The organism is Streptomyces sp. WG7 (assembly GCF_049975785.1).
Lineage (GTDB): Bacteria > Actinomycetota > Actinomycetes > Streptomycetales > Streptomycetaceae > Streptomyces.
Window position 1 is genome coordinate 15,953 of the sequence record NZ_JBNGGE010000052.1, and the last position, 22,396, is coordinate 38,348.

Annotated in this window: 18 protein-coding genes; 14 read left to right on the forward strand and 4 right to left on the reverse strand. The window is 71.4% G+C overall.

Annotation, left to right across the window (positions count from 1 at the left end):
• Position 1 precedes the first annotated feature (1 nt).
• The 3 genes from ACP4J0_RS32970 (at position 2) to ACP4J0_RS32980 (ending at position 2,474) form a co-directional block, all read left to right on the forward strand.
• Positions 2-1,027 carry a phosphoadenosine phosphosulfate reductase gene (locus ACP4J0_RS32970; protein ID WP_426602383.1) on the forward strand — a complete coding sequence of 342 codons (1,026 nt, stop codon included), beginning with the start codon at positions 2-4 and terminating at the stop codon, positions 1,025-1,027.
• Between the two features lie 81 nt (positions 1,028-1,108).
• Complete coding sequence (locus ACP4J0_RS32975) at positions 1,109-1,462, forward strand: hypothetical protein (protein ID WP_426602384.1); 354 nt, start codon at positions 1,109-1,111, stop codon at positions 1,460-1,462.
• Between the two features lie 109 nt (positions 1,463-1,571).
• Positions 1,572-2,474 carry a helix-turn-helix transcriptional regulator gene (locus ACP4J0_RS32980; RefSeq protein ID WP_391670208.1) on the forward strand — a complete coding sequence of 301 codons (903 nt, stop codon included), beginning with the start codon at positions 1,572-1,574 and terminating at the stop codon, positions 2,472-2,474.
• Positions 2,475-2,734: 260 nt separating this feature from the next.
• Here ACP4J0_RS32980 and ACP4J0_RS32985 read toward each other — a convergent pair whose 3' ends face one another.
• From ACP4J0_RS32985 to ACP4J0_RS33000, 4 genes are all read right to left on the reverse strand, one after another.
• Positions 2,735-3,241, reverse strand: coding sequence for a hypothetical protein (locus tag ACP4J0_RS32985; RefSeq protein WP_391670211.1), 507 nt, complete (start codon positions 3,239-3,241; stop codon positions 2,735-2,737).
• 439 nt (positions 3,242-3,680) lie between these two features.
• A complete protein-coding gene (locus ACP4J0_RS32990; RefSeq protein ID WP_381944904.1) occupies positions 3,681-4,250 on the reverse strand; it encodes a hypothetical protein in 570 nt (189 codons plus the stop codon).
• Positions 4,247-5,119, reverse strand: coding sequence for a hypothetical protein (locus ACP4J0_RS32995; protein WP_381944902.1), 873 nt, complete (start codon positions 5,117-5,119; stop codon positions 4,247-4,249). The genes ACP4J0_RS32990 and ACP4J0_RS32995 overlap by 4 nt, the downstream gene beginning before the upstream one ends.
• A complete protein-coding gene (locus ACP4J0_RS33000) occupies positions 5,116-6,627 on the reverse strand; it encodes a hypothetical protein (RefSeq protein WP_426602385.1) in 1,512 nt (503 codons plus the stop codon). Before ACP4J0_RS33000 ends, ACP4J0_RS32995 begins: the two co-directional genes overlap by 4 nt.
• Before the next feature lie 1,178 nt (positions 6,628-7,805).
• Between ACP4J0_RS33000 and ACP4J0_RS33005 the strand changes: the two genes are divergently transcribed.
• From ACP4J0_RS33005 to ACP4J0_RS33055, 11 genes are all read left to right on the forward strand, one after another.
• Positions 7,806-8,741 (forward strand): conjugal transfer protein, encoded by a 936-nt coding sequence (locus ACP4J0_RS33005; RefSeq protein ID WP_426602386.1) that lies wholly within the window; start codon positions 7,806-7,808, stop codon positions 8,739-8,741.
• Positions 8,738-9,079 (forward strand): hypothetical protein, encoded by a 342-nt coding sequence (locus ACP4J0_RS33010; protein WP_426602387.1) that lies wholly within the window; start codon positions 8,738-8,740, stop codon positions 9,077-9,079. The genes ACP4J0_RS33005 and ACP4J0_RS33010 overlap by 4 nt, the downstream gene beginning before the upstream one ends.
• Positions 9,076-9,672, forward strand: a complete 597-nt coding sequence (locus tag ACP4J0_RS33015) for a hypothetical protein (protein ID WP_426602388.1) — start codon at positions 9,076-9,078, stop codon at positions 9,670-9,672. The genes ACP4J0_RS33010 and ACP4J0_RS33015 overlap by 4 nt, the downstream gene beginning before the upstream one ends.
• Positions 9,669-12,362: an ATP-binding protein gene (locus ACP4J0_RS33020; RefSeq protein WP_426602389.1), complete on the forward strand. Its 2,694-nt coding sequence runs from the start codon at positions 9,669-9,671 to the stop codon at positions 12,360-12,362. Before ACP4J0_RS33015 ends, ACP4J0_RS33020 begins: the two co-directional genes overlap by 4 nt.
• A 2-nt stretch (positions 12,363-12,364) precedes the next feature.
• A complete protein-coding gene (locus ACP4J0_RS33025; RefSeq protein WP_426602390.1) occupies positions 12,365-15,301 on the forward strand; it encodes a hypothetical protein in 2,937 nt (978 codons plus the stop codon).
• A gap of 77 nt (positions 15,302-15,378) precedes the next feature.
• A complete protein-coding gene (locus ACP4J0_RS33030) occupies positions 15,379-16,458 on the forward strand; it encodes a C40 family peptidase (RefSeq protein WP_426602391.1) in 1,080 nt (359 codons plus the stop codon).
• A 260-nt stretch (positions 16,459-16,718) separates the two neighbouring features.
• A complete protein-coding gene (locus ACP4J0_RS33035) occupies positions 16,719-17,135 on the forward strand; it encodes a hypothetical protein (protein ID WP_426602392.1) in 417 nt (138 codons plus the stop codon).
• Positions 17,111-19,726 (forward strand): ATP/GTP-binding protein, encoded by a 2,616-nt coding sequence (locus ACP4J0_RS33040; RefSeq protein WP_426602393.1) that lies wholly within the window; start codon positions 17,111-17,113, stop codon positions 19,724-19,726. The genes ACP4J0_RS33035 and ACP4J0_RS33040 overlap by 25 nt, the downstream gene beginning before the upstream one ends.
• Positions 19,723-20,640 (forward strand): replication-relaxation family protein, encoded by a 918-nt coding sequence (locus ACP4J0_RS33045; RefSeq protein WP_426602394.1) that lies wholly within the window; start codon positions 19,723-19,725, stop codon positions 20,638-20,640. Before ACP4J0_RS33040 ends, ACP4J0_RS33045 begins: the two co-directional genes overlap by 4 nt.
• A gap of 270 nt (positions 20,641-20,910) precedes the next feature.
• The gene (locus tag ACP4J0_RS33050; protein WP_426602395.1) at positions 20,911-21,504 is read left to right on the forward strand and encodes a hypothetical protein; all 594 of its coding nucleotides are present in this window, start codon (positions 20,911-20,913) and stop codon (positions 21,502-21,504) included.
• Positions 21,505-21,587: 83 nt separating this feature from the next.
• Positions 21,588-22,382: an ATP/GTP-binding protein gene (locus ACP4J0_RS33055; protein ID WP_426602396.1), complete on the forward strand. Its 795-nt coding sequence runs from the start codon at positions 21,588-21,590 to the stop codon at positions 22,380-22,382.
• The last annotated feature ends 14 nt before the right edge of the window (positions 22,383-22,396 follow it).

The following is a 22,396-nucleotide window of genomic DNA, read 5'->3' on the forward strand; positions in this document are numbered from 1 at the left end:
CATGGCCTCGCGTCCCGCTACGCCCAGTACACCCGACCTGACCTCGTACGATCTCCTCGCACCTCAGCTGTCCGGCGGCAAGGACAGCGCGGTCATGATGGCCGTGTTCATGGACGCCGCCCGGGCCGCCGGCGTCGACGACCGTGTGATCTCCTACCACTCCAGCCTGGGAGTGCTGGAGTGGCCGCCGGTCGTCTTCGACGGCGTCCGCTACCCGGGGGTGTCCGAGCTCGCCGCGCTGCAGAGCGCCGCCTTCGGGGTGCCGGCCGACCGGCACGTCGAGGTCACCCGCACGCTGCCGGGCCCGGACGGCACACGGATGCCGCACAGTCTGCTCACCGAGATCGCGGCCTACGGGCGCTTCCCCCGCAAGGGCAGCCCTTACTGCCGCAAAGCCGCCAAGGAAGGCGTCGTCTCCAGCGCCTGGACACCGATGGTCAGCCGCCTCACCCGCGAGCTCGGTCGGCCCGTACGGATCCTGAAGGTCCTGGGCCTGCGCAGCGACGAGGGAGCCGACCGCAAGAACCGCCCGGCCTTCCGTACCGTGCAGGCCAACAGCGCCCGGATCGTCGACGAGTGGCTCCCCGTCAAGGACTGGACGACCGACGCGGTCAAGGAGTGGCACACCGGTGCGCCGGTACCCTACTGCTGGACCTACGACTCCGTACCCGGCGCCGGCGACTGGCTGGGCACCTCCCGCTGCTCCTGCTCGCTGTGCGTCTTCGCCTCCCGCCGCGACCTGCTGCTCACCATCGGGCGGCGGCCACGGCTGGCCGCCCTGTACGCCGAGGTCGAACAGGCCCGTGGCGACAGCTTCCGCCCGGACTGGCGGATCACCGACCTGATCCGGCACGCCGCGCACTGCGAGGCACCCGGCCCCGGCGTCGTCTGCCCGGACGACGGACCGGAGTTCACCGCCCTGCAGGAACAGGTCCGTCAGGCACTGAAACGCGAACCGCGCAAGAAGCCGGAGCTGGCCCGCCGTACAGGCCGTGCGCTGTGCGACGGCTGCACCCCTGGCACCTGACACCCGCACGTGGTGGGCCGGGTCATCCACACCCCGGCCCACCGGCCCCTCCCCCTCTACAGTGGAATCAAGGAGATGACCATGGACACCAACCCGACCGCTCTGCTGCTGGACCTCGCCGCCGAAGCCCGGGACCTCACTGACCGGGACGCACTGCAGAACCTGCTCGCTACGGGCCACCGCGCGTGGTGCGAAGGCGTGGCCGATGTCCAGTCCGTCATCCGCCGTGAGGCCGAGTCCCTGTCCGACGCCCAGCTCGCCGAGCGGTGCGCGGCCGCGGGCGCCGCGTGGGAGGAGGGGATGACCCGCGGGGAGGCTCTCTCCGCTCTCGCGTTCGCGACCTGGGACGCTTCGCCTGCCGCCATGGCCTACACGGAGCTGGCAGAGCGCGCCGCGCGCTTCGGCGCCAGCCTCCTGGGCGAGGAGTTCCAGTAGCCGGTCTACCGCTGAGCTGGACACGAAACCAACATCTTTGGCATTATCGAACCTGTCGCGCTCGGGTGGGCGCCGGCACTGCCTTGTCGATCCTGCCGAAGGGGCCCCGATGTCTTCCGCCGAGCGGCTCGTGGACACCACGCAGATCGTGTCCGAGTTCGGCACGAGCAAGCCTCGGATCAGCGAGTGGAGCAACAACCCGGACAGCGGCTTCCCCCCGGTCGCGCACACCGAGGGCCGCAAGCGGTTCTGGCGCTACGACGAGGTCGCGGCGTTCTTCGCGCAGCGCGCCCCGAAGAAGCGCACGCTGCCCGCGTCGGTCCTCGAGGCCGACCAGGACGAGCTGCTGACCAAGCGGGAGGTGGCGCAGCTCCTGGGCTACACCCGCACCTCCACCATCGACGCCTACATCCGCGACCGGCCCGGCTACTTTCCCGAGCCCGACGAGGACATCGACGGCCCGAGGTGGCGCCGCGGCACGATCGTCGCCTGGGCGGCCAACCGCCCCGGCAAGGGCCGGCGCGGACCGGTTCCCGCCGCCGCACTGCCCGAAGTTCCCGTCGACGGGGACCCCGACGAACTGCTGGGCACGGCCGAAGTCGCGAGCCTGCTCGGCTACAGCAGCGCCGCTTCCTTCTCCAGCTCCCTCTACCAGGGCCGCATCCCCGAACTGCCCGAGCCGGAGGTCCTGGAGAGGCAGGAAGGCCGCGGCGCGGCCCGCAAGAAGTGGCGGCGCGCCACGGTCGTCGCCGCGGCCCGGGAGCGCGGTGTGCTGCCAGCCGCCGGTACGGGCAGCGACGAGGACCTGGTGGGTGCCGCCGAAGCCGCTCAGATCCTCGGCTACGGCAACGTCAACAGCTTCATCAGCGCCCTCGGCCATGGCCTCCTGCCCGACCTCGAGCAGCCCGACGGGTTCGAGTACCGCCGCGGCAGCGCCGGCCGGCCCCGCCAACAGCGCTGGACACGCTCCCGCGTCGAGGAACTCGCCGCCCGCCGCTCCTCGACGACCTGACAACAGCACACCGAAACACACCCTCCGCGGGTACCGTGAGACCGCGGCCTCTGGTTGAAGGGACCGACGAACTCCCGGCGGACCAGACGCCGCACGATGGCCGGTATGGAGAGGCCAGCCACCTCTCCGCCGCGAAGCCTCACAGCTTCGCGGCACCGGCCATCGCTGACGTCCGCCTCCGACCGGTGCTGCATCGTCTTCGAGCGGCTACCAGGCCCCGCGCGAGCCGCCCTGGCCGGCAACAGAACCGCCCATCGGCCTCAGGTGACCTGTCGCTCGTCGTCTGCGGTACGTCGCCCGGCCACCATGTGCGGCTTTGAAGCCGATACGAATTCGTAGATCAACGTCCGAGAGGTGGCCCGTTCCTGGTCCAGCTGGTCTCGTGTACCGGCTCGGTTCATCCGGTCGATGGCCGCGAGTGCTTGGCGGCCCATTTCTTCGAGCCTTGGGTCGGTGGTGATCAACTCGGCACGAAACATTGCCTCAAGAGCTGCAGCTCTCAGTCGCTGTTCCTCACGGCGGAGTTCAGCCACGCTGCTGACCTCCCGGTGCTCATGTCTCGCGAACCAAAGGTCCATCTGCCCGCGGCGGTAGTTCGCAAGTGCACCAGCGAAGGCGCTGTAGGCGGCGATGCGCTCCTGCCGAAGCCGTTCGTTACGCGTGAACTGCTCCGAGCGGTTCATCGTCTGCCGCTGAAACAAATATGTAAGGCCAGATCCCAGAAGAGTACCCAGCACGGCTATCACGCTCGCGGCTACGGCTTCCATGGTCCTAGAAAAGCACGCGGAACGTGTGAGCCGTGCTCGTGGGCGCGGAAGCAGCACTTACGGACCCGGTTGATCGCGGCGGTCCTCGTGAGCCTCGCCGATGGCGTGTGGATGGCGAGGGCGAAGACCGGGTTGAGTGCGGCGTAGGCAACCTTCCCTGAAACCGTTCCAGCCTGCGTTCCGCAGTGGTCAGGCACGGCCGCTGGTAAGGCGATGGATGACGGGATGCCGGGCAGGCTGACGAGGGTGGCCGCGATCAGGGCGACAACGGTGGCCGTGACTGACCGGCCGGCCGGAGAGAGCCTGCCGTGACGTCGCTTCCGGCATGCTCGTCGGCTCAGAACCGGCCCCGTCGTGCCACGCACGAGGCCTCCACCTCGGCGAGCAGTTCCAGCACTCGGGCTTGCACCTGTGGATCGTCCGGTCGGTAGCGTCGGGCTCACCGCCCTCCGGTGAGCCGGCCCAGCGCGGGCAGAAGGCTGCCCCCTGGCCAGAATGGCTGCTCGGCAGCGACAGCGGCCAGGAGCGCGCCGACTTCGTCCAGTACCACGGCGCGCTCCGCAGAGCCGCAGGTGACGACATCGTCGGCCGTCGCGTCCAAGACGCGGACCAGGCCGTGTGGCCCCGTGCACAGGAGAGCGCGCGCCAGTTCGGGCAGGCCGAGACGCAGGGCATCACAGCGCCCTGCGTGAGCGAGGTCCAGCAGGTCGAGGGTGACGCCCTGCCAGTCGCCGATTCTCGGCCAGTCGGCGCCACCATTGAGTTCGTGGGTGAGGGTGGCCAGCGGGACGATCTCGCCTGGCTGCCGTCCCGTGGTGAGGAGGTCGTGAATGCGCACACCGTCGGGCTGCCGCACGTGCGGGTGTAGCAGCGAGTCGGCAGCCACCACGGTGGTGTTGATCTCCTGGGTGCCAGGGCCGGGATAGTACGGCTCGTGCGCGAAGAGCAGGTACACACCGCTGGTGGACTGCTCGGGACCGTGGTCGGGCATGTTGAGTTCCTCCTTCATCGGTGAAGCGTGCGCTGAGGATTCGGCTGAGGCTGATGGCGCGAGCGTGGACCGGTGCGCCCCGTCGGCTGTCTGGCAGGCCGGCCGGGGCAGGCGGAAGGCGCGTCGCCGGCCATGGGTGTGAGGATCTCGGCAGTCCGGGCGACGAGTTGCAGCATCAGTCGCTCCCGCGTGATGAGCACGGCGGAGACGGAGCGGGTATCGCGCCGCTGGAGGAGGTCTGCCGTCTCGAACAGCTGGTGGTGTCCGATCTGAAGGGCTCTCCGCACCCGGTACTGGTCGCTGCGGGCGGCCGCGTCGGTGAGCGTGGCGTGCAGGGAGGCCAAGCGGTGGAGGTAGCGACAGGCGGGACCGGCGTCCAGGACCCGGGCGTGCTCGCCGGCGCGGGCGTCGAGGACGTCGGGCAGATGCTCCACCAGCAGCGGGGCCAGGGCGGCCGCCGGCACGGTGATGCTCAGCGGAACCCGGCCGTGCAGGGTGGCGAGGGTCGCCGCGATCAGGGCGAGAACCGTGACAGCGCCGGTGGCCGGCCGTACGGCCAGCGGACCGAGGCGGATCCGGTGGGCCGGCCGCCTGGCCAGCCAGCGCAGCGCAAGCCGCTGCGCGCGATTCGCAAGCGGGCTGAACACGGCGATCCGGTCAGGCTCGTGGGGCAGGCTTCCGTCGGCCGGCACCGTCCAGTCGATCCACCCCCACCCCGTCCGCTCGCGGATCAGGACGGGCTCGCAGCCCTTGGCGCAGTCGGCGCCACAGCAGACGTGGCCGCCGCGCAGCGCCCTGGCCTGTGCCCTGGCCCACCGCCTGGGCTGCTGCCGGAACGGGCGCAACGGATTCATGGAGTCGCTGGCCGGTGGTGTCCGGTTGGTCATGGCGTGCTTCCTTGCGTCGGGCCGGTGAAGGTCGTGGCGCAGGTGGTGCAGCGCCCGTCGCCGTGAGGGTGGGCGCGGCGTGGGGTGGGGCCGGGGCAGGTGGAGCACAGGGGCCAGTCGAGGCAGGCCGGGCAGAGGTCTTCGCCCGGTGCGGTGCCGGGGACGCCGCAGCCGGCGCATTCGACCAGGGCGCGGTAGGTGAGGGCTTCGGTGACGGTGCGGGCCGCGGGCGCCGTGGACGACCGCTCCGGCGTCGATGGGGCGTGCAGCTCGTCGTCCAGGCCGTCGCCGGGGTGTGCCGAGCCGGTGAGTGCGGCGGGGGGTGGGTAGGCCTGGGCGGCGCGCAGGCGGGCGGCGATGATCGCTCCGACGCTCGTACGCACCGGGGTAGGCAGGGGGCGGCCGGCGATGACGTGGCGCAGCTGGGCGCTGGTCCAGCCGGATTCCAGCATCACGGTCACGACGCGGCCCTGGTCGGTCAGGGCCTTCCCGGTCAGCAGCAGCTCGGGCTGAGCGGCTCCGATCTCCAGCAGCAGCCGGATCCCGGGATGCATCGCATCGGCCGCAGGCACCGGCGGGACAGCCGGCGAGGCGCCGGACACCGCAGGCGTCGCGGGCGAGCTGGCGGCCAGGGACGCTGCTGCGACCGACCGTGCCGTCCCCGAGGAGGCCCGCGAGCTGGCGGCGCGGTCACGGGGACGGAGGGGTCTGGTCTTCTGCTTGTTGGTCTTCTTTCTCTTAGTCTTCTTAGTGGGGCGATTATCCACCGTAGGTTTATCCACCGGTGGAAAACCCGACTCTGGTTGTGACCTGCAGCGTTGCAGAGCTGGCAGGTCGGTGATGAAGTACACCGCCGCACCGAGGGTCCCGTCCGGACCGCGCTCGCGTTCGCGGACGAGGAAGCCGTGCTGCTCCAGTTCTTTCAGGCCGCTCCTGACGGCTGCCTCGCCGTCCCGGGCGCAGCGGGCGAGGTCGGTGACCGTCATCCGCCAGCCCTCCCGGTGCGTGGAGAGCAGTCCGAACAGCCCCTTCGCCTTGAAGGACAGCCGGGCGTCACGGAACAGGCCGTTGGCGATCTGCGTGAACTGATCTCCCGCCATCACCCCCCGGCGGATCCCCGCCCCGAACCCTCCACCGGACCCGGCCCGCGGGCCTCCAGCCACCGAGCGCACCTTTGACGGCACATCGCTCTGGACGGCGGGGTGGTCGGTGATGCAGTAGACGCTCTCGCCGAGGGTGCCGTCCGGGTGGCGCAGGCGTTCACAGATCAGGTAGCCGTGCTCCTCCAGTTCCCTCAGGCCGGCGCGTACCGCGTCCCGGCCGTCAGGGCCCAGGCGGACGAGGTCGGCGATCCTGACCCGCCAGCCGCTGCGGTGCGTGCTGACGTACCCGAAGATCCCCTTCGCCCGGTACGACAGCCGGGCGTCACGGAACAGACCGTTGGCGATCTGCGTGAACTGATCAGCGGCCACTACACCCCGGCGGATCCCCGCACCGACACCGCTCACCGCCGCCCCCCGCACACGAGGCACGCACGATCGCCGAGGGCCTGCAGCCGGACTGCGCCAACGGGCCGCCCCAGGCCGCCGGATGAGGAGACGCACACGAGTTCCATGACGGTCAGCCCACCGGCCACCCCCGACCAGACAGACGACCACAACCCCCGACCACAGGTCACGATCCGACAACAGGCGCACCACGCAAGCGTGGTTGGACCCGTGGTCGGCCCGACCACGGGTGTCCTTCTTCTCCCGCTCCGCCAGCCGCCCTTGCACGGGCGACACGAGTTGGTGCGCGGGCCCCCGCAGCTGCTGACGCAGATGCAACAGCACCGACTCCCACCTGGGATCGTCCGCCGCCGGCAGCACTCGGCCCCGGGCAGCCCCGGACTCGGCCAGCGCCACCGCAGCGGAGCCCGACGGCACAGGTCCCTGCGCCTGCTCCCGCCCAGGTCCGGCCGCCGCGGGGGACGGATCACCAAACCGGCCTTCGGTGGTGCAGGTGTGGGTGGCCGACGGCCCGACGTACGCGCCTCGGGGCAGCGCACCCAGCCGGCCTCCCGGACAACCGCCTCGACCACCGAGCGCTCCGGGCCGAACCCCGGCACGGCCAGCTGGTGCGGCAGGCGCAGTTCCTCCACGGCGCGCAGGGCGGCGGCCGCGGTGACGTCGTGGCCCTGAACGAACCACCTGCCCATGCGCCCCCGGCCAGACAGGCGGCCACCGCCCCGGCCACCCGGCACGAAACCGCGGCATGCCCCTGCCCAGCCATGGTCGGCGCCATGGTCGGGCCGACCAAGGAGAGCCTTTCGCGTGCGTGGCGGTGTGCACACTCACGGCTGCACAATGCTCCCGGCGCTCACTGTGCAGGCGCCTGCACAACGAGGATGGGGGTCCTGCACAGTCGGCGAGCGCGGCGACTGTGCACAGCGCGGATGCACAGTCGCCCCCCGGGCTGCACAGACGGTCCGCTGACACGCAGCCGAGGCGCCGCACGTGCCCCGGTGCCGGCGCAGAGCCTGCCGTGGGCCGTGGTCGGGCCCATGGTCGGGGCTGTGGTCGGGCCGACCACGGGTTTCGTGACCTGTTCGTGATCGTGGTCGGGGTTGTGTGGTCGGTGGTCGGGTCGGGGCTGACGCATTTCCTCGAGGTCAGCAACAGCCGATTCCTGACCTGGGAGTTCGACCATGCCTTTGGGCAAGAAGGCCTCACAGAGCGAGGCCGCCCCCGCGATCGCCGCAGGGGTCGAGTTGGAGAAGATGCGGCGGCGCGTGCGCCTGTCGCGCCTGGCGCTGTTCACCGCGATCGCCGCCGGCCCCGTCGCCCTGGCCGTCGCGGTGACCTCCGGTCCAGCCAACGCGACGGCCGCCGCCCCGCACAGGCCGGCACCGGAGCGCTCTACGACCGTCGCGGCCGACCCCGCGGGCTACGCGCAGGTGTTCCTCGACGCGTGGCTGCGCAGCAGCGCGAACGAGGCGGGCAGTGCGCAGGCGCGGCTTGCGCAGTCCCTCGCCCCGGACGTCGCGCTGCCGGACCCGTCAGCCGGTGCACAGTCGAAGCCGCGTTCGGTGACCGCGGTGCGCAGTGTGCAGCGCGACGGAGGCGCGTGGACGGTGACGGTCGCCGCGCAGTACGCCGACAGCATGGTCCGCTACTTCACCGTCCCCGTCGCCGCCGACGCGCGGGGTGCGTCGTTCGCGGTGACCGGCGCCCCGGGGATGGTGGCCGGTCCCGCCCGGGTCACGGTGCCCAAGTCGCCGTACACGGTGAGCGTTCCCTCCGACGGCGCCCTGGCGTCGACTGTCGGGGAGTTCCTCGGCGCCTACCTCACCGGTACCGGCGAGGTCGACCGCTACCTGGCGCCGGGGGTGAAGCTCGCGCCTGTCTCCCCCGCCGCCTACACGGCGGTCACCGTGCGCGAGGTGTCGGCGGTCGAGGAGGCCGCGGCCGCCGGGCAGGTGCCGGCCGACGGGACGAAGGTCCGGGTCCTGGTCCAGGCCGAGGGACGGGACGAGGCGGGCCGGTGGCCGCTGGCCTACGAGCTCACGCTGACGGCCCGCTCCGGCCGGTGGGATCTCGCCGTGCTGGAGTCCGGGAGCGTCCGGGGCGGGGGTGCGCGGTGAACACGGTGCACGACGTGATGCTGGCCGGGCAGCTGGACGACCTCGGCGACAGCTGGATCACCATGTTCGAGGACTGGGCGACCAAGGGCCTGCAGGCCGGACTGATCGTTCTGGTCGTCGTCATCATGGTCCAGCGGTTCAGCCTGAAGGCCGGGATCGGCGCCCTCCTGCTGATGATCATCGCGCTGGGCCTGTACGACTCCCGCGAGGACCTCGCGGACATGTTCACCGACGAGGTGAAGAACCCCGCCAACGGCGCCCCCGCCCACCCCGGCATCGTCCAGTCCGAGCGATCCGCTTCCCCCGGCCGTTCTGCGGGCGTCGGAGGCGGGCTGTGAGCGCGACTGCGGCAAACAGGGTCGGGCGCTTCTATACGACCGCGCGCCGTCATCCATGGGTGCTGGGGAAGGTCGCCGACTGGAAGATCCCGCTCGGCCCGTACACCCCCGCGCAGATCGCTGTCCTCGTTGGCGGCGGGTTTCTCCTGGTCAAGACCATCAGCTGGTGGTCGTGGATGGGCCCGGTCCCCGTCGTCGCGTGGGTGCTGGCCGTGTGGGCGGTACGCCGGCCCAAGGTCAAGGGCCGTGCCCCGCTGCAGGCGGCGCTGGGCTGGGTGCTCCTCGCCTGGCAGCCGCAGGGCGGCCGGACGGGCGGCAGGGCCGCCCGCGACCACGCCGCCCGACCCCTGCTGGGCGGCTTCACCCTCGAGGGAGCCTGTCCGGCTGGGCCTGCGACGGTGCGGCAGCGCGCCGCCCAGGAGCCTCAAGAGGTCCGGATCGCAGGCCAGGCCCGGGCCGGCCGCCGTTCGTCGACGCCGCGTTCCCAGCCGCAGGCGCGGCCGACGCCGACACCAGGGCCAGGACCCATGGCGCCGGTGTCGGGTGTGCAGCAGTTGCTGGCCCGCGTCCAGGAGACGGGGGGTGTGCGGTGAGGGTTCCGATCCGTCACATTGCCGGTCACCTGGTCTGGTCGACGCAGGGCAGCGTGTGGGCCGTGTACCGCCTGCACCCCGGCCCCGATGCGAAGGGGCAGCGGGCGGAGACCGTGCAGGGCACTTACGTGCCCGCCGCGGTCCGTGACGAGCAACTGGCCAAGGTCACGCATCTGGTGCGCTCGCTGTCCGGGGCGCCTCGCCTGTTCGGGCTGTGCGCGCAGGCCGATCCCGGTGAGATCGCCCTGAAGATGATCGAGGGCATCGAGCCCGCCGAGCAGACGCCGGGTGATGGCCCGCATCCGTGGGTGGAGACCGTCGAAGCCACTCTGGATCTGCTGGAGGGCCAGGAGATGCACCGCCGGACGCTGTGGCTGGCGGTGCCCCTGCAGAACGAAGCCGCGGGCGGGCGGGTGGCCGCGTCGCTGGGAGCGATGTGGGCGGATGTCGCTCCCATGCTCGGGATGCGGGCCGCGCCCGTGGCGCGCCGTGAGGTGACGGCCTTCCGCGAGCAGGCGGCCCGGGTGGAGGCCGCACTCGCCGGAGGTATCGCGTTCCGGCCAGCCCGTCCGGCGGAGATCGTGTGGATGGTCCAGCACGCCCTTCACCGCGGCCTGGCGGAGCCGCTGCTGACCGAAGCCGAAACCAGCACCCTGTACGGCGGCCACGTCCAGGCCGGAGTGCTCCACTCCCCCAGCTACGCCGACCTGGGCCAGGCACGCCTGCAGGAGGGCGGCATCGACCCCGAACTGGACGACGCCGACGAGCTGAAGGTATCGGACCGCATTTCGCGGTCGGGCCGCTCAGCCTGGTGGCGGCTAAACGCTGGCTCGCCGCTGCGCAGGCGGTGGCTGCAGGTCGAGACCGACGCCGGGGTCGGCTACCAGGCGCAGCTCGTCTTGGCCGAGTGTCCGCCGGCGGTCGGTGCGGAGGCCGCAGATCTGTTCGCGCAGCTGGAGATGCTCGACTTCCCTGTCGACTACACCGTCGATCTGACGCTGGTGCCGGCGGAGAAGGCGCGGGACCAGGTGCGGCGTAAGAAGAACGAGCTGATCGACCAGGCCGACCAGTACGACGCCCGCCCCACCGGCATGCCCGCCTCCCTCACCGACGCCGCCCGCGACCTGGGCGAGCTGGACGCCCGCCTGTCGCGCACGTCGGTGGAGGTGGAGGTGCAGTCGGTGACCGTGCTGACGGTGTGGGGGCCGACCGCTGCCGTCTGTGACGCCCGGGCCCGGGCGCTGGCCGCGCTGCTCTCCGGCGCCGACTACCGGGCCGTGCGCCCTGCCGGACTGCAGGAGGCCCTGTTCACCCTGGGTCTGCCCGGGACCGCGCGGCCGGGGGTGCTGCGGGAGTTCACCCAGCACCAGGTTTCCGAGGACTGGGCCCTGTCCGGCGCCTTCACCACCGCGGAGGTGGGCGACCCGAACGGGATGTTCCTGGGCCTGGACCTGGACTGCGGCACCACCCGCCCCGTGATGATCAACGTCGCGGACGCCCCGAAGCAGGACGCGTCGGCGTCGATGGGCATCGTCGGGGACCTCGGCGCCGGCAAGAGCGTCCTGCAGAAACTGATCGCGGAGTCCGTCTGGGCGCGCGGCGGGTGCGCGATCTGCATCGACCGGACCCCGGTGCGCGAGTGGGCCACCTTCGCCCGCAGCGCCGCTAAGGGCCGAGTACAGATCGTCGACGCCGCCCGGGCCGAGGTGTCCATCGACCCACTGCGGATGTTCGACGGGCCGGAAGGCCGCCACTACGCCCTGTCCTACCTCACCCTCCAACTGGGCATCGGTCCGATGAGCACCAGCGGCGAGGTCCTCCACCACGCCGTCGAACAGGCCGCCGCCAGCGAGACACCGTCCATGCAGCGGGTGGTGGAAGTCCTCGAGACGATGAGCGGGAGCGAGGCGGGCCGGCGACAGGACGCGGCGGCCACCCTCGCCGGCCTCATCCGCGTCGTGGCCTCCAACCCGCTGGCAGCGATGGTGTTCGACCCGGCGCTGCCGCCGGTGAGGCTGGATGCCTCCAGCGCCTCCGACATGATCGTGATCACCACCGCCGGACTGAAGCTTCCTCCGAAGGCCGCGTTCGACAATCCCGAGGTCCTGCACCAGCAGCCGCTGGAAGCCCTGATCGGCCGCGCGGTGCTGTACCTGATCGCGGCGCTCGCCCGGCAGACCGCGTTCGAGGATCCGCGGCGGTTCACCGCCGTCGTCCTGGACGAGCTGTACTGGCTCACGTCGTCGGCCGAGGGCACCGCGCTGGTCCACGAGATCCTCCACGACGGCCGCAAGCACGGCGCCGGCCTCATCGCCGGATCCCACGACGCCGAAGAACTCGGGCCCGACCGCGGCCTGATGGCCTACCGCGCACTGGCCCGCACCACCGACCGGGCACGCGCCCGCCGCGGCCTGGAGTTCATCGGCCTCAACCCTGACGACGAGAACCTGGTGCGGCTCGTGACCGCCGGGTTGTCCCCTGTCGGCCACCAAGGCAGGGAAGGCGAGTTCCTGCTGACCTGCCCACGGCAGAACACCGGCCGGGTCAAGACCGTCATCCCGCGCATCGCCCGTATCGCCGCATCCATCACCACCACCCCCGGGCCTCGCAGCACCTCGACCACAACCGCGGCGACCGATGTGCCCGAACCATCGGTCGCCGCTGCCGGTGTGAAGAGCGGGCAGGTCTGACCATGGCACGTCGTCCCAGTCCCGGCACCCTCCGCTCCGCCGCCATCACGGTGCTGCTCGCCGTGGTGTTCGTGATCGTCAACAGCCAGGTCGTGTACGCGGCAGGCAGCAACAGCGAGACCGGTGACCTCCTGGCGCCGCTCAACATCAGAAGTTCCGAGGGCCTTCCGATCAACGGCTACGAACTGAACGCCGACGGCGGATCCATCATCGCCTTCAAGACGCAGGCCCTGGCGTTCGCGCTGTCCGGGCTGTTCACCCTGATCCGGCTGCTGGTCGGTCTGGCCGGGTGGGCGATCGAGGTGGCCTTCCGCTTCCCGCTGCTGAAGGCCCTGACCCGTCCGGCGCAGGAAGTCGCCGAGGCCTACGAGGACGTGGTCGTCGACGCGCTCGGGCTGAAGGGGCTGCTGCTGGCGTGGGCTTTCGTGTTCGCCGGCTTCATGCTCGTACGGGGCCGGGTCGGCCGCGGTCTGGGAGAGATCTTCCTGACCCTGCTCATCGCCGCGTTCGCCGCCTCGGCGTTCGTGCGCCCCGACTACCTGCTGGCCGCCGACGGGCCGCTCGGCCAGTCGCAGCAGGTGGGTGCCGAGGTCGCGCAGCGCAGCGTGAACGCCTACGACTGGGGCGGCAAGATCGCCAGCAAGTCCCCCTGTGACGGCATGGCCGGCCGCCAGGAGCTCAAATGCATGGAAGAACAGGGCGAAGGGCCCGTCACGGCGGCGGAGGTGGCCCGCCCGATCCAGGACTCCGTCACCAACGCGCTGATCGTCAAGCCGTACATGCTGCTGCAGTACGGGCGGATCCTCGACCCGGCCAAGGAAGCGGACCGCGAGGCGTACGCCCTGCACCTCAAGTGGGTGGCCGGCGGCTACAAGGTGGGCGAAGGGGCGAACACCGACGCCGACGGACTGATCCGCTGCGACACGCTGCCCGCCCAGGCCCAGGACACCTGCGAGCAGCAGAACCGTGAGAACCGTGAAGAGGACGACGACCACTGTGCCTTGGTCTGGGGGCCCGCCAAGCAGTACTGCGAGCGGTCCAACAACCAGGACCGGCGCAGCGCTGAAGAACGCAGTGACGAGATCAGCAGCATGGGGCCGACCGCTGAGCTGCTGGATTCCGCCGTCACAGACGAGGACCGGGAGTTCGCCGCGTTCCTCGCGGACCTGAAGAAGGCCGGTGAGGTCGGCAAGGCGGCTGCTGCCTATGCGGAGAAGCCGACGTGGTGGCGGGTCGGCGGCGCCGCTCTTCTGCTGATCGGCGCGCTGTTCATCTGCGGGATGCTGCTCTCCTCGGCGATCGTGCTGCTGGGGACCCAGGGCGTGTGCGCGGCGGCGGCCGCCGCGGGCGGGGTCGCCTTCGTCGCGGGCATGCTGCCGGGTCCGGCGCGGCAGTCGGTGTGGAAGTGGCTGTCGCTGTGGGGGATCGCGGTCCTGGCCGTGGTCGGGATCTGCGCGTTCATCCCGTTCTTCGGGATCGCCGTCGACGCCACCATCACCAACGGTCCCGAGCTGATGGTGGAGCGGATCCTCCTCATCGACGTCCTCGCCATCGCCGGCGCCGCCGGGCACCGGCGCCTGCTGACCGGTATCGCCTCCTTCGGACGCCGCATGGCGATGCGGATGCGGTACGCGAAGGTCGGCGGTACCCACCTGCCCGGCGACACCTCCGAGCTCGGCGCCACCCTCGCCATGCACTCCCCCACCGCCCTCGGCGGCCAGGGAGGGGGTGGACTGCGTGCCCTCACCAGCGGGGGCGGCGGCCGGTTCGGGATGCTCGGCACCCGGCAACGGCTGATGGGCGCGCTCGGCTCCCTCGTCGACGGGGCGGGCATGCCCGTGGACACCGGCCGGATCCTCTCCGACGCCACGGCCGAGGCCGGACGCGGGCTCGCCCCGCTGGCCGCGGCCGCCGCCGTCAGCGGGGCCGGAGCGCGGCTGGGCGGCAAGGGTGCGTACGGGTTGCTGGTCGGACGCCGCCCGGACCGGGAGCAGCTGGAGAAGTGGCGCAAGCCCACCGCCGGCGGCGACCCCGACAACGGCGGCCCCGTCGGCGGCGCTCCGGGCGGACCGGGTGGCCCGGGTGGCCCGGGTGGTCCGGGTGGTCCGGGTGGTCCGAGCAAGGGAGGGACGCCACGGCCCGGTGGTCCAGGGGGCCTTGCGGGATCGCTGCGGCCCGGCGGTCCGCCTGACCGGTACCGCAACGAGGACGGCGAGGTCGTCGACCGGCGCACCGGGCAGGTCCTGCACGACCAGAACAGCGACCGCACGCTGCTGTCGACGCGTGCCCACAATCGGCTGGTCCGTTTCCGCGGCTACCGCCTCCTTCACCGCGGTGGCCGCGCCGGGTACGCGGCCACCGTCGGGCTCCCGGCCAGCACTCGCCGGGCCGGGGCGGGCACTTCGCGATACGCGCAGGACGCCCGTCAGCAGGTCCAGGTGTGGGGCAACACGCTGCGCGAGGACGGCCAGGCCTGGGCCGCCACCGGCCGCCACGTCGGCCGGGTCCTCCAGGAACACGCCGACGACCGCGGCGGACCCGCCCCGTTCACCGGCCGCCGCCTGCCGCCCGCATCCACGCCACGGGCCGCGACCGGCCCGGAAGCAGCCCCGCGCCCCAGCGCCCCGCCCAGCCCTGGGCGCGCCGCGGCTTCCCAGGGATTGTCGGCGCCCGGCCGGCCAGGCGGAGCCCGATCCGAGAGCCCGGCGGTAGTGCATCCGGCGCCGTCGGCTCGCCGGGCGGCCGGCGAGCCGACGTCACAGCGGGACCAAGGCGGCCCGGCCCTGCCCGGTGGGGGCACGGCGAGCAGCCAGGCGCGTGAGGAAGCGCGGGAGCGGATGCAGGAGCTGATGCGCCGGACCGCGCCTGATGCCGAGCGTCTGCGCCAAGAGCGGTCCCGGCCGGATGACCAGTCGAACGAGGGAGGTGAGCAAGGGTGAGGTCTGTCCGCCGGCATCGCCGTCTGGCGCGGTGGGGGTGCGCAGGGCTGCTGTTGTTGTTCGGTGCGGTGTACTGCGTGGCCCCGATCGCCAACTCGGTGGGCGCGTATGTGTCCCTGGCCACCGGAGCTGGGGACGACGGCGGTGGCATCGCGGTGGGCGGCAAGGTCGCCGACATTCCGCCGCGGATGCTCGCCGCCTACCAGAACGCGGCCCAGCAGGTGGGCAAGCACGTGCCGAAGTGCCGGGGGATGCGCTGGCCGATCCTCGCCGGGATCGCCAAGGTCGAGTCGAACCACGCAGGGGGCCGCAACGTCGCCGGCAACGGAGACATCCGGCCCAGGATCTACGGGGTCCTCCTCAACGGCTCCGGTGCGGGCGGGAACACCACCGTCTTCCCGGACACGGACGGCGGCCGCTGGGACGGCACCGCCACCGGCGAGCGCGCAGTCGGCCCCTTCCAGTTCCTGCCCTCCACCTGGGACGGCGTCGGCAAGGACGCCAACGCGGACAGGACCGCGGACCCGCACAATGCCGACGACGCCGCGCTCGGCGCCGCGGTCTACCTGTGCGGCAACGGACGCGACCTGACCAAGGAACCGCAGCTGAGGGCAGCGATCTTCCAGTACAACCGGTCCAACGCGTACGTCGCCAACGTCCGCGGCTGGATCGACCAGTACACCGCCGCCGCCAAGAGCCCGACCCTGGACAACGTCACCGGGGACGTCCGCACCGTCATCGAGGCGGCGCTCGCCCATCGAGGTGTCCCGTACTCGTGGGGTGGCGGCACCGCGAAGGGCCCCAGCACGGGCATCTGCTGCTCCCCCAGCGGCAAGAGCGGCGCCCGCATCAAGGGCTTCGACTGCTCAGGTCTGACCACCTACGCCTACGCCCAGGCCGGGATCCGCCTGCCGCGCACCGCGGCCGCCCAGGCCGGCGTCGGCGAGCGGATCCCCGCCAGCGCGGGAACGCGCGCGCTCAAGCCCGGTGACCTCGTCTTCTACGCCTACGCCCCGGGCCGGGACTCCACGATCTACCACGTCGGGATCTACGTCGGTTCCGGACAGATGGTCAACGCCGCCCGTCCCGGCACGGTCGTGCGGCTGGACGCGGTCGACGCGATGTCCGGCTACGCGGGAGGAGCCCGACTGCTGTGACCACACCCCCAACGCGCCCTGCGCGCCCTGCGCGCCTGCTGCTGGCTACCACCCTCATCCTCGCGGTGGCGGGGACGGCGTTGCTGACGTGGCCGGGCAAGATCGGCCCGGGTCAGTCCGCCGGAGCGACAGCACGCCAGGCCGCCACCATCCCGTCGAGCCACCCGTCGCCCTCTTCCTCGAGCACGCCGCCGGCCGCCGGCCGCGCACCCAATAACGCCGCAGCTTCGTCGCCGTCGGGCACGGCGCCTGCGCCGTCGGTGTCCGTGTCGGCGCTGCCGCCGCACGGTGAAGGGGCGGCGGGTGACCGGGCCATCCAGCAGGCCCTGCACGCCGCATGGCCCGCCGACCTCGACGCCGTCGACGAGCGACAGCTGCTCACGGCTGGCCGCGCGCTGCTGCGCGCCGATGCAACCGGTGTCGGCCGCGACCGGTGGCCCGCCTACTTCGGCGGTGCCGGTCAGGGGGTTGCGCCGGCGTTCGCCACGGCCCGCTTCCGCATCCAGGCCGCCATCGCCCGCCAGGACGGCAGTCCGGACAAGGCGGTGGTGCATCTGGTGTGGGCGGGCACCGACCGCGGCGGCACCCACACCGACGGCCGCATCACCGACCTCCACTTCACCCGCACCAACCCGAAGGAAGGGGAACCCGAGTGGATCCCGCAGCCCCGCACCTGACCCTGGCCGCCCCGCTGGACGGCCTCCTGGACCTGCTGGCCGGCCTCGTCGACGTCGCCGGGTGGCTGCTCACCCACTGGTACCTCCTGACCCTGCTCGTCGCCGGATGCTGGACGCTGACCGAGTGGGTCGTGCGCCGCCTCGCCAGGAAGGCGTCGGCCGAACGGATGGCGCTGGAACTCGTGCCGGCCCGGCACTTCGACCCGGGCCTGGAGGAGATCTTCCGGCGCGGCGTGCAGCTCGCTAGGGCGTCCACGTCCATGCCGTGGTGGGCGCCGCGCCGTACGAAGGCCGTACAGATCCGGCTCCGTGCCGACGGATCGAGCCCTCTGCGCTACCGCATCGAAGGCCCCGCGGGCGGCGAACGGCTGCTGTCCATCACGCCGTTCGGCCCGGCCGTCACCGTCAAGAAGGGACTGCCGATCGCCGACAAGCCGCGCACGCACGTCGTCCGAGCCGAGTTCATCCTGCGCGGCAAACCCACGGCCCCACTGCGAGACGTCCCGCTCGACCCGGATCCACTGCAGCCCCTGGTCGACGCCGTCTCCGACCTGCGGGCCGGCCTCGGAGACCTGGCCGAACTACGGCTCGACATCCAGCGCGCCCCGAAGTGGACGCTGCGGGCCAGGCGGGTCCAGCTGATGTCGGACGCCCGCCGCCAGGAACGGCGCGAAGCGCAGCGGGCGGCCCGGTGGCTGCGGCAGGACGCCGGCGGCGTAGAGGACTCCCTGGGCTGGCAGTTGCAGCAGCTGATCGGCAGCAAGTCGGCCGGGGCCGGGGGTGGTCGGCGGCTGGTGATGCCGCCCGTGCCGCGCCGGGTGGACCCGGCCGAAGCGCTGGGGAAACTCGCCGACGACGACCACCTGGTGCGCGTGCAATTGCTGGTGATGTGTGCCTCCGACACCGAAGGGCGGGCCGAGGCACGGCTCGGACAGCTCCAGGCCGCCCTGGACGTGTTCGGGTCCGGCTCGAGGTGGGCGATGCGCGGCTGGCACCTGGGCCCGTGGCGTCTGGGTGCGGACCGCTGGCCCAGCCGGCGCAGCTTCGAACGCCGCTGGGAGCTGGGGCACTGCCAGCCGCCCCGCCCGAACTGGGTGCGGCTGGAGGAACTGACCGGTCTGCTCAAGCCGCCCACGAGGCACTGCCGGCTACCGCTGCTCGCCGGTGACCTGCCGACCTTCGAATTCGGCGATCCCCGGCTGCTGCTGCAGGGCATTCATCAGGGCCCGGACGGCCGCCGCCGTCTGGTCGCCACCTACGCGGCCGAGACGTTGTTCGAGGTGGGGGTGGGCAAGGCGGGCGGTGGCAAGACCGAGCGGGCCCTCGCGCAGGCGATCGGCTGGGCCCACGCCGGTGGCGGGCTGATGTTCGTCGACCCCCACCGCGACTCCTGGCCCCGCGCCCTGCCCTTCCTCGCCCACACCACTCTCGCGGACCGCATCGCCCTGATCGACCTGGGCGCCCACGGACCTGCACCGCAGGTCAGCTCGTGGAACCCGCTCGACATGCGCCAGCGCCAGGTCGCGCACGAGGTCGTCGAGGCCACCGCGGACGCCTTCGCCTCCGTCCTCGGCTGGGACGACGCCACCGCGCCCCGCGCGCTGACCATCCTCACCGCCGCCCTCGCCGTCCTCGTCGCCGTCAACGAGGCCGCCTGCCAAGCCGGACGGCCCGCAGACCAGACCACCCTCTTCCACGTGCGGCCTCTGCTCACCGACCCCGCCTTCCGCACCACAGCGCTGGCCGGCGTAGAAGGACGGCTGGACGAGGAGACCCGCGCCTGGTGGCGGGTGGTGTTCCCCACGCTGCCGCCGGACGCGTTCGCCGTGGTGCTCAACCCGATGGCCCGCCTGGCGGCCAACCCGGTGACGCGCGCCTTCCTCGGCCAGGCGGCCGGCGTCTACAACATCCGGGCCGCCATGGACTCGAAGATGATCGTGTGGGTGTGCCCGGGCGGCAACGGGCCCACCGACCGGCTCATCACCGCGCTCCTGGCCCGGGACCTGCTGCGCGCCGTCCGTTCCCGCCGGGACGTGCCCGAAGCGAGGCGGGTGCCGTTCCGCGCCTACTTCGACGAGCTGATCACCCTGACCGGCGCAGCTCCCGAGACGATCGCGAGCATGTTCGAGGACTTCCGCAAGTACCGGGTCCACGTCCACGGCATGACCCAGCTCCTCGCCCGCCTCCCCGCCCCGGTGCGGCTGTCGCTGGTGCAGAACGCCTCCACTCTCGCCTCCACCGCCGGTTCCCAGTCCGCCATCGCGCCTGTCACCGCCGAATGGGGCGATGAGCCCGGGCCCGATGTCGTCGCCGCCCTGGACAGGTTCGACCATTACGTGTCGCTGACGGTCAGGGGCCGCCGCGTCGGCCCGGTCAAGATCACCGGCCCGCACCTCGACGACGTCTTCGCCGCCTACGCCCGCCCCGACAACACGGCAGCGTTCGAGCGCGCCGCCCGCACCACGGCCGGCACCGCGCCCCTGGACGTACTCGCCACCCGAGCCCGCGGCCAGCTCGACCGGGTCAACGCCTTCCTCGCCCAGCTCGCCCCCACCACCACACCGGACAACCAGGAGAAGACCTACAAGTGACCACCGCCCAGACCGCGCCCGCCCTTCCTGCGCATGTCCCCAGTCCTGTCGAACCGCTCCCGAACCAGCTCCTGACCGCCCTGGGACAGCACCGGATGGCCACCACCGGCCAGCTCCATGCTCTGCTCCGCCCCCACGTCAGACGCCAGACCGTCAACACCCCGCTCAACGAGCTGCGCCGCCAGGGCCTGGTCGACTGCACGGTGCTGCCCCGCTCCCGCGGGATGCGCGCCTGGTATCTGACCGGTGACGGAGTCCGGATGGTGAAGGACTTCCCCGCCCTGCGGGGCCGGCCCGCTTACCCGGTCACCTCCGCCACCGCCGCCTCGCTGAAAACCCCCCACACGCTCACCGTGCTCCGCACCCACCTGGCGTTCGTCGCCGACGCCCGCGAACGCGGCGACGAGCACGGCTTCCTGGACTGGACACCCGAGGTGTCCCACTCTCTCGGCGACGGCGAGAAGGTCATCACGGACGCCCTGATGCACTACACCCTCACCCGCGCCCAGCAGCGGACCAAGCTCCGGGCGTTCGTCGAGGTCGACCGCACCACCATGAGCAGTGAACGCCTCGCCTCGAAACTGATCGAATACGCCCGCCTGTGGTCGTATGAACCACAGTTGGTGGGACGGAACCGCTCCCGACAGTCGGCCCTTCCCGGGCCTGCCTGGCTGCGCTGGTACCCCGTCTTCCCCCGCATCCTGTTCGTCCTCACCGGCGGCAACCGGCAGGTCCTGGACAACCGGATCAGCGACCTGCAGGCCATGGTGACCCAACACCCGCTCGTCGCAACCATGGCCCGCACCGTGCCACTGGGCGCCACGATCCTGGACGACATCGAGGCACAGGGGCCGACCAGCGATGTCTGGGTGCCTCTGAGCGGCGGCGAGTCACGGCCGTGGACGGAACTGTGAAGAGGGCGCCCACAGACGTGGGAGCTGTTGAAGTTGAAATTCGCGAAGCTACACGACAACAAATCAACTTCCTGTTCCGGAAGTGACCGATTACGTCCCGAGATGACCTGGGTGAACTAGGGTGCCGAGCTTTGGAGTTGACTGGCATATGCGTAATCTTGCGATCACGCAAACGCATCACCGCAGCTTGACCGAACTGCGGGACTGCTCCTGTGTCGTTCTTCGACGTGGGCAGGGGTCCTGTCGCACCGCGTTGCACGGGGAGGCATCGTGAAAGACCGCGCGCACTGCTCCGCTGTTCGTTTCCGAGGGTTCGCTGCCGCATCGATCGCGCTGGCCGCGACTGCCCTGACCGCGTGTAGCTCCTCGGACAGCGACAGCAAGCCCTCTGCTCAGACGTCGCCGCCTGTGTCATCGCCGGCAGCATCGACCGCCTCGGCTGACCCAGAAGCAGCGGAGAAGAAGGCGGTACTGCAGGCCTACTCCAAGATGTGGGACGAGCAGGTGAAGGCATACCGGAAAGCGGACGCCACAGGGACCAACCTGGACGAGTATGCCGCTGCCCTGGCACTTTCGAGTACCAAGCGGGACCTCAAGGACCTGCGAAGCAAGGGCATCGTCGCCACGGGCGCGCCAACCCACGAGGTCGATGTCACGCAGATCGATGTCGCGGCGAAGGTTCCCAAGGCCGAGCTAACGGACTGCCTGGACACCGCAGAGTGGACATTGGTCTACAGCAAGTCCGGCAAGCCTGTGGAGATGCCCGAGAAGCGTCTCACGCGCTACCTGAACAAGATCGAGGCTGAGAAGTGGGGGGAGCAGTGGAAGATCCTCGACGTCTCTCCAGAACAGCAGGCCTGCTGAGTGCCGCACTCGGATCAGCGCTGCTCGCTTTGTCACTGGCACCTTCGTCAGCCCAGGCCAATCCGCCCACAGGCGGCCATTGCATGGGCACCGGCAAGTGGTGGGTCGTCTGCGAGGCCGAGGACGACACCGCCGCTCCGGGAACCAGCGGACAGGGCGCTGGCACGGGGAGCAGCGGCAGCAGTAACAGCAGCAGCGGCGGCAGCAGCGACAAGCCTCCGGTCTGCACCTACGAAAAGATGGAACCGCAGCCGCCGGCGGACAGCGAGTACAGGCTGGGGCACGGAACAGATGAGAAGGGCGCCATTTTCATCCGCTCCTGCGAGCTGACGCGTGACGACGGCACCGGCACCATGACAGATGAGCAGTTGGTGTGGGTGGCCGACGGAGAAGAACCCCCCGCCGTCGACCCGGAAGCCGTCGCTGCGATAGCGGTCTCCAAGATGAAGCTGCTGGGCCCAGACATCGCTAGCCCACGGGCAGTCGGCCGCTACACGGTCGGTGTGCCGATGTGGTTGTGGGTGGACCAGACGCCCACCTCATACGGTCCCCAGACGACCAGTGCCACAGCCGGAGCCGTAACCGTCACCGCCACTGCCCGGGTCTCCTCGATCACCTGGAGCATGGGTGATGGCTCCACCGTGACATGCAACGGGCCGGGCACCCCTTACAGGGGCTCATCCCAAATGGCCAAGTCCCCTACCTGCGGGCACGTCTACGAAACGTCCTCAGCGAGGGCCCAGTCCGGCAAGTTCACCGTGACTGCGACGTCGACGTGGGCCGTCGACTGGCAGGGCGGCGGCGAGGCCGGACAGTTCACCGAGATCCGTGAGTCCGACGTGCAGGTGGCCATCGGCGAGTTGCAGGTCGTCAGGTAGAAGCCGCCGAAAGG